Source organism: Sphingobacterium litopenaei (genome assembly GCF_014692495.1).
Taxonomy (GTDB): domain Bacteria; phylum Bacteroidota; class Bacteroidia; order Sphingobacteriales; family Sphingobacteriaceae; genus Sphingobacterium; species Sphingobacterium litopenaei.
Window position 1 is genome coordinate 25791 of record NZ_JACOIJ010000032.1, and the last position, 12687, is coordinate 38477.

Sequence of the window (12687 nt, forward strand, 5' to 3'; positions counted from 1 at the left end):
TATTCTTAGTGATGAGGAAGAACTTTATTTAGATAATAAGTTGAAAGATTTTGACCATATGACAACGAATCAAATATATGGGTGACTTTAAATTTTAAAGAAGTAACTGATTCAAATTTTGATGAGTATGCACTTGAACTTTCCAAATATTGGGGAGTGGGTCAGAAAGGAAGTGATAATGGCTTAAGTATAGTTATTTCTCCAAATTTAAGGAGGATTCGAATATGTACAGGATTAGGAACAGAAAAAATAATTACGGATAGTATATGTCAACAGATTCTGGATAACAAAATAATGCCTCAATTAAGATATGGTAAATATTTTGAGGGGATAAACCAAGCTACGAATGAATTAATTAGAGTTTGGAATAATATACCATCCCATCCCATCAACATAAATAATACTTATTCCTAAATCCATCAAAATAAAAAATCGGCGTTTTTCAAATGAAAAACGCCGATTTTATTTTTTGACTAAGTATTCATTACTTCGATGTCTCTAAGAATCGTTCAATATCTTTTGGATTTTTGACTTTGTTTTTGGTCAATGCGATATTGATTACCTCCGACATTTCGGTTACATAATGGAATTTCATGTCTTTGATATAATCTTCTTTTATTTCTAGAATATCCTTTTGATTGGATTTACATAGAATGATCTCTTTAATGTTTGCACGCTTAGCCGCAAGAATTTTTTCTTTGATTCCACCTACAGGCAAGACTTTGCCGCGTAGTGTAATTTCACCAGTCATCGCCAACTTTTCTTTCACTTTACGTTGTGTAAATAATGATGTCAAAGCTGTCAACATGGTAACCCCTGCGGATGGACCGTCTTTCGGTGTTGCCCCAGCGGGTACGTGAATATTCACATCCCAAGTATCGAAAACTTTGTAATTGATGCCAAAATCTTCTGCATGTGAGCGTAAATACGCCATTGCAATAGCAGCAGATTCTTTCATTACATCCCCCAAATTACCTGTAAGGCTTAATTTTCCTTTTCCTGGACTTAAACTGGATTCGATAAATAAAATATCTCCACCTACGGCTGTCCAAGCTAGACCAGTTACTACTCCAGCTACATCATTATTTTCGTAGATATCTTTATCAAAAATTGGTGCACCTAATACTTCTTCGACCATTTCTGCATTCACATTAGGCGAGTAAGGTTTTTCCATTACTATCTTAGTGGCTACACCACGCACTATAGAACCAATTTTTTTCTCTAAACCACGGACACCAGATTCTCTGGTATATTCTTCTATGATTTTTTCAATAATCTTACCCGACAAGCTTACTTCTTTTGCTTGTAATCCATGCATGTCACGTTGCTTAGGCAAAAGGTGTTTTTTAGCAATCTCGATTTTCTCTTCAATGGTATAACCATTTACTTCAATAATTTCCATTCTGTCCAACAAAGCAGGTTGAATAGAACTTAATGAATTGGCTGTCGCAATAAACATAACTTTTGACAAATCATATTCCATTTCCACATAATGGTCGTAGAAATGCGTATTTTGCTCTGGATCTAGTACTTCCAATAATGCTGAAGAAGGATCACCTTTGAAATCAGCTCCTAATTTGTCAATTTCATCCAAAACAAATACTGGATTGGAAGTTCCTGCTTTTTTCAACGATTGGATAATACGACCGGGCATAGCACCAATATAGGTTTTACGGTGACCGCGTATTTCAGCTTCGTCACGTACACCACCCAATGCCATACGTGTATATTTACGACCTAAAGCTTTGGCAATAGATTTTCCTAAAGAAGTCTTACCCACTCCTGGAGGACCTACTAGACATAGGATAGGAGCTTTCATATCATTTTTCAGCTTCAATACGGCCAAATATTCAATGATACGTTGCTTCACTTTCTCTAAACCATAATGATCTTTATCCAATACTTTTACAGCACGATTTAAATCAAATTTATCTTTGGTAAACTCACCCCAAGGTAAGTCTAAAAGCAATTCCAAATAATTCAATTGGACAGAATAATCCGCTGCAGCGGGATTTATGCGTGCCAGTTTTTCAATTTCTTTATCGAAATGCTTGTTGACATCATCTGGCCACTTTTTAGCTTTTGCTCTGATTTTAAGGTTTTCAATTTCCAAATCAGGCGTATTTCCACCTAATTCTTCTTGAATAGTTTTTAGCTGCTGATTTAAATAATAATCTCGTTGTTGTTTATCTAAATCAATGCGCACCTTATTTTGGATTTGATTCTTCAATTCCAACATCTGTACTTCAGTAGTCAGATGCTCCAATAAAAGTTTCGCTCTCTTTACAAAGTCTTTCAACTCCAACAATTCTTGCTTAGATGGAAGTTCTAACGCAAGATTAGAAGAAATGAAATTCACTAAGAAAGTAGGGCTTTCAATGTTTTTAATCGCAATTCCAGCTTCGGAAGGGAGATTTGGTGACAATTGAATAATCTGTAAAGCCAGTTCTTTGATGGAAGAAATTAGAGCTTTGAACTCTTTACTGCTCGTTTTGGGCTTTTCTTCGGCAAAGCGTTCTACTTTGGCTTTTACATAAGGTTCAGATTGTACTAATTCATTCAGTTTAAAGCGTTGTTTACCTTGGATAATAACGGTTGTATTTCCATCCGGCATTTGCAATACTTTAATAATATTGGCTACGGTACCAATTTTGTGCAACTGCTCAAAATTTGGGTCTTCGACGCTCATATCTTTTTGCGCTACAACCCCTATAGTTTTGTCGCCTTTGTAGGCTTCTTTTACCAATTTTATAGATTTGTCGCGACCTACAGTAATAGGAATTACGACGCCAGGGAATAAAACAGTATTTCGTAACGGCAGAATAGCTAAAATTTCAGGTATATCTTCGTTTCGCATTTCATCTTCATCTTGCTGACTCAACAATGGAAAAAACTCCGTATCCTCACTAATAATCGGAATAGCTTGATTGAAGTCGAATGTGTTAAATTTACTCATATGATATTTCGTTCCTTATCCGACAAGATGTCAGACGTTTGTATTTATTTTAGACTTTATGATGTGTTATAGTATATTGCAAGTGGAATGCCAAATACAAATTTGGTATCATTTATGCTATATGAATGCAGTTTTCTGCTAATTCGTCAGCAATATATTCGATTTATGGCAGAATATAAAATTACCATTTGAGTAAAAGAACATGTATAATGTGGAAATGTTTATAAGTATTTATTGATACCTTAAACTTAATGTCCCAACTTTACTCTAATCAGGATAGAAACAATTAAAAATACACGATATGAATTTTAACAATTTGAGTAGCAGATTAAAATCAGTGAAAATCGGCTTGTCAACTTTAGCTTTAGCTATGTTGACAATGACAGTATCTGCGCAGCAAGAGGAACACAAAAATCCAAATGTGCGCTTAGGCCAAAAAGCACTTTTGGATGGAGATTTTAAATCGGCTGTCACGCACTTAGAAAAAGCCTTACCTGCTGAAGCTAGCGATCCTAACGTTCTTTATTTATTAGGATATTCTCAATTCCAGTCTGCAGATTTCAAAAAAGCTGCAGAAACTTTTGGCAAAGTGGTTGCATTGGACGCTAAAAATGCAAATGCTTTATATTACAAAGCAAAAGCAAACAACGTATTAGCAGTAGAGAAAGAATCAAAATTGACGGTGGCGCAAAAAGAACAATTGTTAAAATCTGTAGTAGCGGACTATTCAGCAGCCATTGCTATTAATGCTAGCGATGCAAAATTATATCAAAATCGTGCTGTAGCTTATAGAGATTTAGGAATTTTGAAAGGTACAGAAGGAGCTAAAGGATACAATAAACAAGCTGCAACAGACGCTTATAATAAAGCTGTAGCGGATTACGAAAAAGTTTTGGCTTACGACTCGAACAGAAAAGATATTCAAACAGAGCTTAAAAAAGCTAAAGTATATAGAGATCTTTTAAAATAACAACAAACAACAATTAAAGAGGAGAGCTGCACGAGAGTGCAGCTTTTATTTTATATATTATTCAAGTATTCTTTGATATTTTTTAGAAATAAAATCAATCGAAGAAGCCATGAGTTTTTGAAGAATTTCTAAGTTAATATCGCTTAGTTTTTTGACGTAAATACAAGCTTTTCCCATCTTGAATTTACCGAGTTGAGTTAAGAAGCCGTCTTGTTCAGCGCTGCCTGAATACAAATATAAAGAGATGGCGGCTTTTCGTGGTGAGAATCCTAAAATCGGCGCTTCACCTTCGTGACCCGAGTCGTATTTATAATGGTATTTTCCAAAACCTATTATGGAAGGTCCAAACATTTTTGCTTTCTCTCCCAAAGCTGTTTCCATTAATTCGATTAGTCGAAGGCTATCTTCTTTCTTCTGTAGATTGTCAACAGTCTCAATAAAAGCTAGAACATTCGCTTCAGTATAGTGTGTTTTATTTACTGACATAAGAATTAAGTAAGATTTCCCATTCCGAAAACAGCTCCTTGCGGATCTTTGACGATGGCAAAACTTAGAGTCCCGTCTTTCTTTCGGTTTTCTTTTAATAATTCTCCACCCAATTCTATACAAGTCTGCAATGCTTTTTCGACATCATCAATATAAAAATAGGAAATCCATTGGGGTGGAATGCCTTTGTTTTTGCCTCTATTGTGACATATTCCTCCAGCAGCGGTCGATGGGTCTACAGCCATTCCGTAATCCACATAGGATTCATCGCCATCCTTCATGGGAACTTCCATTTCATGCCAGCCAAAGATTTGTTTGTAAAATTCTTTTACTTCTGCAGGATTATCCACAGTCATATCAGTCCAATAAAGTTGACCGTTTTTAGGTTTTTCGTTACTCATCAATTGTTTTCTGTATAATTTTTAAAACTATTCAAGATTGCTTGCCAACCTTCTTTTTGAAGTTCCACAGGATTCATATCTTCTGCTTCGAAGTCTATTTTTAATCTCGTGTTATCGCCCTCTTCAATAAAATCTATCCATACTTTTCTGTCGTCATCCATTCGGTAAACGATTTTTTGAAGCGGTAAGACTTCTAGATATTCTCCTTCAAAATCAAAACCAAAACTACCGTTTTTAGCTTCCATTCTGTTCTGGAATCTACCTCCTGTACGTAAATCCACGGTAGACGAGGGACAATACCAATCTGCACTTGCTTGGTTCCATTTAGTTATTGCTTATGGCGAATTATAATCATCCCATACTTTCTGTAAAGGCGCATTTACTTCTGCCTCTATGTGAACAACAGTTTTTTCCATATAATTAGCGTTTATATTTATCATTTAAACCTTTTCCGCCCAAAATAAAGGGAATGATTTTCTCTAAGCGCGTAAGTTTAGTTTTTTCTTGTTTGGCTTCCTCGATATATTCTATGTATTCTTTTTGTTTTCCAGGTGTTAATTTTTCGAAGGCTTGCTTAAGTACTTTATTTATTAGCAATTCATCTTTCAAGACACCTTCTGCTTCTTTTTTTATTCCTTTTTCTGCAGGAACAAATTTTCCATCTTTTATGGTTTGAATGCTATCTTCAATATATTCTATAATTTTTTTCTCATCGAATTCATTCGCGTTCTTCAATCTCCATTGGCGCAATGACTTGGTTTTTCCTTCTGTTGCTGCGACTAATACGCTGTATGGGTCGCTCAAGAACACGCCATTATAAAACCAAATTGAAAAGAAATTTTTAAATCCAGCCCAACCCAGCACATTCTTCCTTTCGAAAGTATAAATATCCATGCCCCATTTTATCTCTTTTTTAAGATTTAATTTGGAGATGGTTACATTCATTTTCTCGTAAAGTTCTTGCCATTGATTTTGGTAACTCGTCCAATTTGGTGATTTTTTCTGGCGTAGAATTTCAATATTATATTGAACAATATCGTATATCAAATCTTTATCTATAGGGCTACTATTGGGAATCTGAATAGCGCCTTTAGAAGTTTTGTAAGAATGAAGTCTTTCTTGAAAAGCTTCAATGGCTTCAGATCCTGGATAAATGCCTATGTGATTTTTAAATTGAGCAAAATGAATAAGATTGCCATTCAATCTGAACGTTGGTATTTTGTAAGAAATCGTTTCTTTAGTTCCTTCGGGAACAATCTCGGCTATTATTGAGCGCAATTGCATTAGTTTCTTTTGGTGCAAAGGTTCCTGTAGCGCGATATATTCGTCTATATTTTCAAAATCCTTATTCATATTTTATGGTTTCATAAAATCAAACGCTCCTTTTCGAAGATTGATATCATATTCTAAATAAGCTTTAAGGCAAGCTAAAAAGTTTGCCCAACCTTCAGTTTGCCCTAATGCTTGTATGATACCACTACTATCATCATTAAATTTACTTTCTTTGACACGAACCACAGTTGTCATAGGCGAAGTTTTTTCCAAAAATATTTCGACTAACATATCTGGGTTTCCACCACTCCAATCAAAAGAAATATAATCATGTGGTTGGGTTAATTTTCCTTGTACTGGAAATACGTCCTCAAACTCAGGAAATTTCCATTCTACAGTCTTTCCTTCATTCAATCGTCCCGAGCCGCGTTCTATAAAATAATTGCTCATTTTATTTGGGTCAACTATTGCCTCGTATACCACCTCTATAGGTTTGGAAATCTGTATGGATGCTTTAGCAGTTAATTCATCTTTCATATTGTAATTTATTAAAAATTTTTGCCCTTTTAGAACAATTATATGTTGTTCTGTGTTTTACTATAAATTATAAATTCTAATATTTCATTATGAAAAAGTTTATCACACTATCATGGGAACGATCATTAATGTTAATTATGTTCGTTTTTACGTCTATCCAGACTTTTGCACAAGATAAAGGATTGGATATAGATGTAGACATTAATAAAGATGATGACAATTTGTTTGCAAGACCTTGGGTCTGGATTGTAGGCGCAGCGGTATTTATTTTACTTTTAGTAGCTCTTTTACGTGGTGGTAAAAAATAGATCTTTGTTTGGTAATTGTAATTGGTACTTACAATTTGTAAGGTTGCTCTAAAAAGAAGCAACCTTTCTTTTTTTAGAATACTTTATGTAGCGTGTATTTTTCTGCCATTTCACCTTCTATCACTTTTCCCTCGGTGTCAGTTTGATAAAGTGTATTTTCTCCAACTTTATATTTTGTATCTACATTTTTTCCTTTTAAATGTACCACGCTTCCGTTCTCATGCCACATAAATTGACCAGAATCCTGTAAGGTAGTATTTTGCTCCAGATACTCTGCATTATAAGTGTAGTTTCCATTTTCATAAAGCTTTATGGTTGTAAGGATTCCTGGACAATCCGCACAAGGTATTGTGTCTTGATAAGTACCAGCCCAATCTAATGAAGTTTGTGAAGTATGTTCATCATGTACAGAGATACTGTCTTCATGTTCTTGTTGTTCTGTTTTTCCATTGTTATTTTGACAACTTATACACAATGCTATTAAACATCCTGATAATAATAAAGAAGTATTTTTCATAGTATGCATTTTAATAAAGTATATTTGTTTATGAATCTACAAGATTTATTACAAGAATTAAAAGCTAAACAAATAGTCTTCAAAGATGTTTTAGCGTATATCGAAGAACGATATGATTATACACCTTCTGCATTTACCAATGGTAGTCAAAAAAATGGGGAAAGTGAAAATCAAGGAAGTGCACGTGTATTATATTTTGCAAAGCTGAATTATCTTTTCCAAGATGATACTTTACAACTTTTCGCGGAACATTTCGATGCAGTTTTATCTACTCCTGATGGAACTGATCACCAAAACATCCGCCAATTCCTAGTCAATGGTTGGGACGGTGTATCTTTCGAAAAAGAAGTGCTTTCGAGTAAATAAATCGAAGAGCCTACTCTTCGATTTATTTTTCGAGATTGTTTTTCAAATTAACCAATCCTTGATTGAAATCTTCGCTCATGTCGTAAAACAAAGTGAAAATGTTGAATGGAAAAGGAATTTTTCCATCTATTTGCCAAGTTACCTTGCTTTGATTTGGACCTACAGAATCTACCGCAATAAACGATTTATTGGCTTCTTCTGAGTTATCAAAATATAGATCCATTTCTACGCGTTTGCCTTCGATTACATTGGTGATTACTTGTTTGCCATAGCCTACCTTATCACTTTTCCAGGTATACGTAAATCCTACAGTGCCATCTTCTCCCACATATTCCTTTTGGATATTAGGGTCTTGGCGTGACCAATTGTCATATTCCCCCTGCTTTTTGATTTGTTTTACGTAGTCAAATACTTCATTAGCATTTCTGTTGACAATTAATTCGCTTCCTGCGTGAAAAGTTTTTGGTAAAATAGCTGCAATTATTAATACTATTCCTACCAAAACAAGCAAGGTGACAAGTATATATTTTAAAATTTTCATACAAAATATAGGTTAGTTTATTTGATCAGCAAGGTTTTGTAATTTTAATATTGTATTAAGGTTTCTTCCAGTTGCCTTTACTTTCAATTTATTTTCAATAAAAGGATTAGAAAGTTTTGCGTTAGCCATTCCTTCAGGCACATAAAAATAAAAGATGTCATTGGTCAATACATATTGTTCCTCAGCTAAGTCAATGTTTGAGAATTTTTCCATATTTTCCTTTGAAGGCACATGATCTAATATTGTTATGTATACTTTGTTTGGTGGATATGTTTCAGGAAAAGGATTATGAGCAATAATAGTTTGTAATTCTTCTTTGGTAAGTACAAATACTTGTACATCCAAATCAAATCCTTTTTTTATAAGCTGGCTTACATTTTTTTGTACTTCTGTCTTATTCAAATCGGATTTTAAGATGATATTTCCACTCTGTATATAAGTTTTCACACTTTGAAAAGAAGTATTCTCAAGATGACTTTTTAATTCAGCCATTTTGATAATATTTTTTCCTGAAACATTGACGGCGCGCAACAGTATTATATAGGTCGTCATCCAATTAGTCAAATTTTTTATTTCCTTCGAAATGAATCATCCATGCAATTCCAAACTGATCGACAAAGGAAGAAAAGAGTTCGGCATAAAATGTTTCGCCAAGGTCCATTTCAATTTTTTGAGCATTCACAGATAAGGCATCATGAAGGGATTTAGCCTCATAAGCAGTTTCCACATCGAGCATTATATACGTTGTGCTTCCTGAAATAGCCATTTGTCCAAAACTCTCCAAACAATCGGAGCCCATTAGCATTGTGTATTCATTTATAGGTAAGCCAACATGCATTACTTTATCCTTGTCTGCCTCTGGAATGGGATAATTAGGATCTTCTGGCATGTCTCCAAAACGATATATGCCAGAAAATTCAGCATTAAAAACTTGTTTATAGAAATTGAAAGCTGCTTCGCAATTTCCGTTAAAATTAAGATATGAATGTACTTTTATCATCGTTATAAGTTTATTAGGTTAGTTATTTCTCTATTAACGTGAGATATTTATTTCTATTATCAATAATAACCCAGAGAATTACCGCAAAAAATACTAATGCTAATATTAATCCCTTTGGAGCGTAATAAATGTGTTGTAATATAATACCCACTATTAAAGGAAACAGTATAATAGCTCCTAAAGCTCTTGTTTTTGGGATAATAAAAAGGATTCCTCCAATGATTTCTACTATAGCAATAAGTGGCATTAACCATTCTATAGTTGCAAAAGCAGCATCTACTTTTTGTAATTGCTCACTGAGTTCTGGCGTAGGAATGTAGTGGAAGAGTTTATTTAAACCGGCGTTAATAAACATTAGGCCAGTAAGTAGACAGACAATAAATTTAAAGATTCTCATATTTATTTAATTAGGTTAAAGAAGAAATAATAGACTGTTAAATCTATTATAAATTTAAGTGAAAAAACTTTGCATAAGAAAAGAAATAAATCGTTAATGATTAGTTATATACCTATGGACTTTCCTTAAGTACTCTATTCTATAGTAAAACATACGGATATGACTAAAAATCTTGAACTATTTATAGGCTAAATGTTTAAATATATAAACTATAATGCTATGAAAAAGATACCAACTACAGTACATGCGTATATAGATTACGGAACTGCTCTAATTTTTTTGGTTAGCCCATGGCTTTTCAAATTCAGTGATGTTCCTACCGCAAAATGGCTATCCATTTTTGTGGGCGTTATGATATTAGTGATGTCTCTTCTGACTCGTTATGAATATGGTGTTGTACGATTGATTCCAATGCGAATACATCTTATGACAGATATTCTTTTGGGGTTATTTTTAATTATTTCTCCTTGGCTCTTAGGTTTTTATGGAGAAACATTCTTATTTCATATAGTAATGGGCTTCTCCGCTTTAGGAGCAGGAATGTGGACAAAGGGTTATGTAAAGAAGGAAGCTTTAATTGTAGAAAATAGCTAATAATGAAAATCCCTCGCCAACTTCTGTGAGGGATTTTTCATTTTAATACAACTTTTTTACATCTAGATGTAGTCATCTCTTCGTGGGTTTACTTCACGTTTTTTCTGTTTTCTGAAAATCAAATACAACACCACAGCAACAAATACTACACCGAATAAAATGGAGAAAAACATACGCATTGTCCTTTAGTTCAGTTAATGAACAGCTTATATGTACTTTAGTTGCTCCATAAAATCATAATTATTTCAGTCAATTTTATAGAAGACATTTAAAAGAAAGATTGAACATTTGCTCATTCTACCTGTTTAATGAGTTAAAATAAATTTCCATTTTAAATTGTTTAATGATTTCTACTATGAATACGAATAATTGCAGTACATTTGCAGTTGAAGCAAACTGGTTCTATCGCTGTCCTGTAATGGGAGAGAGGAAAGTCCGGGCAACATAGAGCGACACGCTTCCTAACGGGAAGGATACCTTTGGGTAGACAGAAAGTGCCACAGAGAATATACCGCCTTACTTTAATGTAGGGTAAGGGTGAAAACGTGAGGTAAGAGCTCACGGTCTTGTATGGTGACATACATTACGGTAAACCTCGTGTGTTGAAAAACCAAATAGGTTGTGAGAATCAAGGGCTGCTCGTCTTTTTCTTTTCGGAGAACTCACAATGGGTAGGTTGATGGAGCTTGTGCGTGAGTGCAAGCCTAGATAAATGATAGAAATCCTTACTTAAGGATACAGAACCCGGCTTATAAGGTTTGCTTCTTTTTGTTTTTCCTACATATTTTCTTATTTTGTTAACCAATCAAAAATATATACAGACACATTATGGCGACAGTTTTAATTATTGATGACGAACGACCGATACGAAGCTCTCTTCGCGATATTTTAGAATACGAAGATTACAAGGTGTTGGATGTTGATAATGGTGCCGATGGATTGGAAATATTGAAAAAGGACAAGATTGATCTTGTGCTTTGTGATATTAAAATGAATAAAATGGATGGCATGGAAGTACTTAGCGGAGCTAAAGAATTTTCAGATGTCCCATTCATTATGATATCGGGACACGGAACTATTGAAACTGCCGTGGAGGCTGCACGTAAAGGCGCTTTTGATTTCTTGGAAAAACCTTTGGATCTGAACAGGCTTTTGATTACGGTACGTAATGCCTTGGAAAAAGGAACTTTAGTGAAAGAAACAAAAGTTTTGAAGCGCAAAGTTTCAAAAACAAAAGAAATTTTGGGCGACTCGCATGGAATTTCTTTAATAAAAGACAGCATTGATAAAGTAGCACCCACAGATGCACGTGTATTAATCACTGGAGCTAATGGTTCGGGTAAAGAATTAGTTGCGCGATGGTTGCATGAGAAATCTAACCGTTCTTCCGCGCCTTTGATTGAGGTAAATTGTGCTGCTATTCCTTCTGAATTGATTGAATCCGAATTATTCGGTCATGAGAAAGGATCTTTTACCTCAGCTGTAAAACAACGTATAGGTAAGTTTGAGCAAGCGAATGGCGGTACTTTATTCTTGGATGAAATAGGTGATATGAGTCTTTCTGCACAAGCAAAAGTATTACGTGCATTACAAGAGAATAAAATTACGCGTGTAGGAGGCGAGAAAGAAATATCGGTAGATGTACGTGTGATAGCGGCGACAAACAAAGATTTGTTGAAAGAAATAGATGCTGGTAATTTCCGAATGGACTTGTATCACCGTTTGAGTGTGATATTGATTCATGTGCCTTCATTGGCAGAGCGTCGAGACGATATTCCTACTTTAGCCTCTTCCTTCTGTACCGAGATATGCGAAGAATATAATATTCCAACAAAACCAATTACCAACGATGCGATGAAAGCCTTGCAAGCTTTACCTTGGACAGGTAATATCCGTGAACTTCGAAATATGGTGGAACGTTTAATTATATTGAGCGGCAAAGAAATTACTGACACGGATGTCAATATGTTTGCTAACCCTTCGGTATCAACGCACAATTCTAAAGTAGCAGGTACATCTATGATTGATTTGGATCGAATGGAAACGTATGGTGACTTTTTGAATTTTGCCGAAGAGAAATTCTTAGTGCATAAATTGAATAAGAATGGAGGCGATATTGGCAAGACTGCACATATCATTGGTATTTCCGAAGATGATTTAAAAAATAAGCTTCAGAAATTTGGAGCATATATATAACAAAAAAGGTTGTGATATTTCGAGGGCACTGAAAAAGTTTCTATTTTTTTAAGAGACTTAAAAAAATGACTGAGTATAGTATTAAGCTTACTCAGTCATTTTTGTTTTAGGGATTTCTGGAAGATTGTTTATTAGTTGTCCTTATT

At 34.5% G+C, this 12687-nt stretch carries 18 protein-coding genes and 1 other RNA gene; 7 read left to right on the top strand and 12 right to left on the bottom strand.

Features of this window, described 5'->3' with window-relative positions; translation table 11 throughout:
• The first annotated feature begins 81 nt into the window (after nt 1-81).
• Entirely contained in the window at nt 82-414 is a 333-nt protein-coding gene (locus tag H8B04_RS13805) for a TPM domain-containing protein (protein WP_190302727.1), read from the top strand.
• Between the two features lie 70 nt (nt 415-484).
• Here H8B04_RS13805 and lon read toward each other — a convergent pair whose 3' ends face one another.
• Nucleotides 485-2956 carry an endopeptidase La gene (gene lon, locus H8B04_RS13810; RefSeq protein WP_165291503.1) on the bottom strand — a complete coding sequence of 824 codons (2472 nt, stop codon included), beginning with the start codon at nt 2954-2956 and terminating at the stop codon, nt 485-487.
• A gap of 301 nt (nt 2957-3257) precedes the next feature.
• Here lon and H8B04_RS13815 point away from each other — a divergent pair, with 301 nt between their 5' ends.
• Entirely contained in the window at nt 3258-3926 is a 669-nt protein-coding gene (locus tag H8B04_RS13815) for a tetratricopeptide repeat protein (protein ID WP_190302728.1), read from the top strand.
• Nucleotides 3927-3983: 57 nt separating this feature from the next.
• On the opposite strand, the gene H8B04_RS13820 is transcribed toward H8B04_RS13815, so the two are convergent.
• The 5 genes from H8B04_RS13820 to H8B04_RS13840 all read right to left on the bottom strand — a co-directional run bounded on the left by H8B04_RS13820 (nt 3984) and on the right by H8B04_RS13840 (nt 6622).
• A complete protein-coding gene (locus H8B04_RS13820; protein ID WP_190302729.1) occupies nt 3984-4412 on the bottom strand; it encodes a DUF1801 domain-containing protein in 429 nt (142 codons plus the stop codon).
• A 5-nt stretch (nt 4413-4417) separates the two neighbouring features.
• Complete coding sequence (locus H8B04_RS13825; protein ID WP_190302730.1) at nt 4418-4813, bottom strand: VOC family protein; 396 nt, start codon at nt 4811-4813, stop codon at nt 4418-4420.
• Nucleotides 4813-5145, bottom strand: a complete 333-nt coding sequence (locus tag H8B04_RS13830) for an SRPBCC domain-containing protein (protein WP_317170666.1) — start codon at nt 5143-5145, stop codon at nt 4813-4815. The genes H8B04_RS13825 and H8B04_RS13830 overlap by 1 nt, the downstream gene beginning before the upstream one ends.
• Before the next feature lie 88 nt (nt 5146-5233).
• Nucleotides 5234-6166, bottom strand: coding sequence for a DUF1801 domain-containing protein (locus H8B04_RS13835; protein WP_190302731.1), 933 nt, complete (start codon nt 6164-6166; stop codon nt 5234-5236).
• Nucleotides 6167-6169: 3 nt separating this feature from the next.
• Nucleotides 6170-6622 (bottom strand): SRPBCC domain-containing protein, encoded by a 453-nt coding sequence (locus H8B04_RS13840; protein WP_165291497.1) that lies wholly within the window; start codon nt 6620-6622, stop codon nt 6170-6172.
• A 137-nt stretch (nt 6623-6759) separates the two neighbouring features.
• On the opposite strand from H8B04_RS13840, the gene H8B04_RS13845 reads away from it, so the two are divergent.
• The gene (locus H8B04_RS13845) at nt 6760-6930 is read left to right on the top strand and encodes a hypothetical protein (protein ID WP_165291496.1); all 171 of its coding nucleotides are present in this window, start codon (nt 6760-6762) and stop codon (nt 6928-6930) included.
• Nucleotides 6931-7003: 73 nt separating this feature from the next.
• On the opposite strand, the gene H8B04_RS13850 is transcribed toward H8B04_RS13845, so the two are convergent.
• Nucleotides 7004-7456 (bottom strand): copper resistance protein NlpE, encoded by a 453-nt coding sequence (locus H8B04_RS13850; RefSeq protein WP_190302732.1) that lies wholly within the window; start codon nt 7454-7456, stop codon nt 7004-7006.
• 21 nt (nt 7457-7477) lie between these two features.
• On the opposite strand from H8B04_RS13850, the gene H8B04_RS13855 reads away from it, so the two are divergent.
• Nucleotides 7478-7813, top strand: a complete 336-nt coding sequence (locus H8B04_RS13855) for a HopJ type III effector protein (protein WP_190302733.1) — start codon at nt 7478-7480, stop codon at nt 7811-7813.
• Nucleotides 7814-7835: 22 nt separating this feature from the next.
• Here H8B04_RS13855 and H8B04_RS13860 read toward each other — a convergent pair whose 3' ends face one another.
• From H8B04_RS13860 to H8B04_RS13875, 4 genes are read right to left on the bottom strand one after another with little or no spacing between them, the layout of a single operon-like run.
• Nucleotides 7836-8354, bottom strand: coding sequence for an SRPBCC family protein (locus H8B04_RS13860; protein WP_190302734.1), 519 nt, complete (start codon nt 8352-8354; stop codon nt 7836-7838).
• 12 nt (nt 8355-8366) lie between these two features.
• Complete coding sequence (locus H8B04_RS13865; protein WP_165291492.1) at nt 8367-8906, bottom strand: DUF1697 domain-containing protein; 540 nt, start codon at nt 8904-8906, stop codon at nt 8367-8369.
• 4 nt (nt 8907-8910) lie between these two features.
• Nucleotides 8911-9354 (bottom strand): VOC family protein, encoded by a 444-nt coding sequence (locus H8B04_RS13870; RefSeq protein ID WP_190302735.1) that lies wholly within the window; start codon nt 9352-9354, stop codon nt 8911-8913.
• Nucleotides 9355-9376: 22 nt separating this feature from the next.
• Entirely contained in the window at nt 9377-9751 is a 375-nt protein-coding gene (locus H8B04_RS13875; RefSeq protein WP_190302736.1) for a MauE/DoxX family redox-associated membrane protein, read from the bottom strand.
• A gap of 219 nt (nt 9752-9970) precedes the next feature.
• On the opposite strand from H8B04_RS13875, the gene H8B04_RS13880 reads away from it, so the two are divergent.
• Nucleotides 9971-10345 (top strand): SPW repeat domain-containing protein, encoded by a 375-nt coding sequence (locus H8B04_RS13880; RefSeq protein WP_190302737.1) that lies wholly within the window; start codon nt 9971-9973, stop codon nt 10343-10345.
• Nucleotides 10346-10407: 62 nt separating this feature from the next.
• Here H8B04_RS13880 and H8B04_RS17295 read toward each other — a convergent pair whose 3' ends face one another.
• Nucleotides 10408-10524 carry an autophagy-related protein 27 gene (locus H8B04_RS17295; RefSeq protein ID WP_262891420.1) on the bottom strand — a complete coding sequence of 39 codons (117 nt, stop codon included), beginning with the start codon at nt 10522-10524 and terminating at the stop codon, nt 10408-10410.
• A 210-nt stretch (nt 10525-10734) separates the two neighbouring features.
• On the opposite strand from H8B04_RS17295, the gene rnpB reads away from it, so the two are divergent.
• An RNA gene (gene rnpB, locus H8B04_RS13885) (RNase P RNA component class A) lies at nt 10735-11113 on the top strand.
• Nucleotides 11114-11173: 60 nt separating this feature from the next.
• Nucleotides 11174-12541 (top strand): sigma-54-dependent transcriptional regulator, encoded by a 1368-nt coding sequence (locus H8B04_RS13890; protein WP_165291488.1) that lies wholly within the window; start codon nt 11174-11176, stop codon nt 12539-12541.
• The last annotated feature ends 146 nt before the right edge of the window (nt 12542-12687 follow it).

Bases quoted from the DNA above. Each gene is read 5' to 3' on its own strand.
- H8B04_RS17295 (WP_262891420.1), bottom strand. From the start codon at position 10,524: ATGCGTATGTTTTTCTCCATTTTATTCGGTGTAGTATTTGTTGCTGTG.
- H8B04_RS13825 (WP_190302730.1), bottom strand. From the start codon at position 4,813: ATGAGTAACGAAAAACCTAAAAACGGTCAACTTTATTGGACTGATATG.
- H8B04_RS13880 (WP_190302737.1), top strand. From the start codon at position 9,971: ATGAAAAAGATACCAACTACAGTACATGCGTATATAGATTACGGAACT.
- H8B04_RS13815 (WP_190302728.1), top strand. From the start codon at position 3,258: ATGAATTTTAACAATTTGAGTAGCAGATTAAAATCAGTGAAAATCGGC.
- H8B04_RS13835 (WP_190302731.1), bottom strand. From the start codon at position 6,166: ATGAATAAGGATTTTGAAAATATAGACGAATATATCGCGCTACAGGAA.
- H8B04_RS13840 (WP_165291497.1), bottom strand. From the start codon at position 6,622: ATGAAAGATGAATTAACTGCTAAAGCATCCATACAGATTTCCAAACCT.
- H8B04_RS13820 (WP_190302729.1), bottom strand. From the start codon at position 4,412: ATGTCAGTAAATAAAACACACTATACTGAAGCGAATGTTCTAGCTTTT.
- H8B04_RS13875 (WP_190302736.1), bottom strand. From the start codon at position 9,751: ATGAGAATCTTTAAATTTATTGTCTGTCTACTTACTGGCCTAATGTTT.
- H8B04_RS13890 (WP_165291488.1), top strand. From the start codon at position 11,174: ATGGCGACAGTTTTAATTATTGATGACGAACGACCGATACGAAGCTCT.
- H8B04_RS13855 (WP_190302733.1), top strand. From the start codon at position 7,478: ATGAATCTACAAGATTTATTACAAGAATTAAAAGCTAAACAAATAGTC.
- H8B04_RS13860 (WP_190302734.1), bottom strand. From the start codon at position 8,354: ATGAAAATTTTAAAATATATACTTGTCACCTTGCTTGTTTTGGTAGGA.
- H8B04_RS13850 (WP_190302732.1), bottom strand. From the start codon at position 7,456: ATGCATACTATGAAAAATACTTCTTTATTATTATCAGGATGTTTAATA.
- H8B04_RS13865 (WP_165291492.1), bottom strand. From the start codon at position 8,906: ATGACGACCTATATAATACTGTTGCGCGCCGTCAATGTTTCAGGAAAA.
- H8B04_RS13845 (WP_165291496.1), top strand. From the start codon at position 6,760: ATGTTCGTTTTTACGTCTATCCAGACTTTTGCACAAGATAAAGGATTG.
- H8B04_RS13870 (WP_190302735.1), bottom strand. From the start codon at position 9,354: ATGATAAAAGTACATTCATATCTTAATTTTAACGGAAATTGCGAAGCA.
- lon (WP_165291503.1), bottom strand. From the start codon at position 2,956: ATGAGTAAATTTAACACATTCGACTTCAATCAAGCTATTCCGATTATT.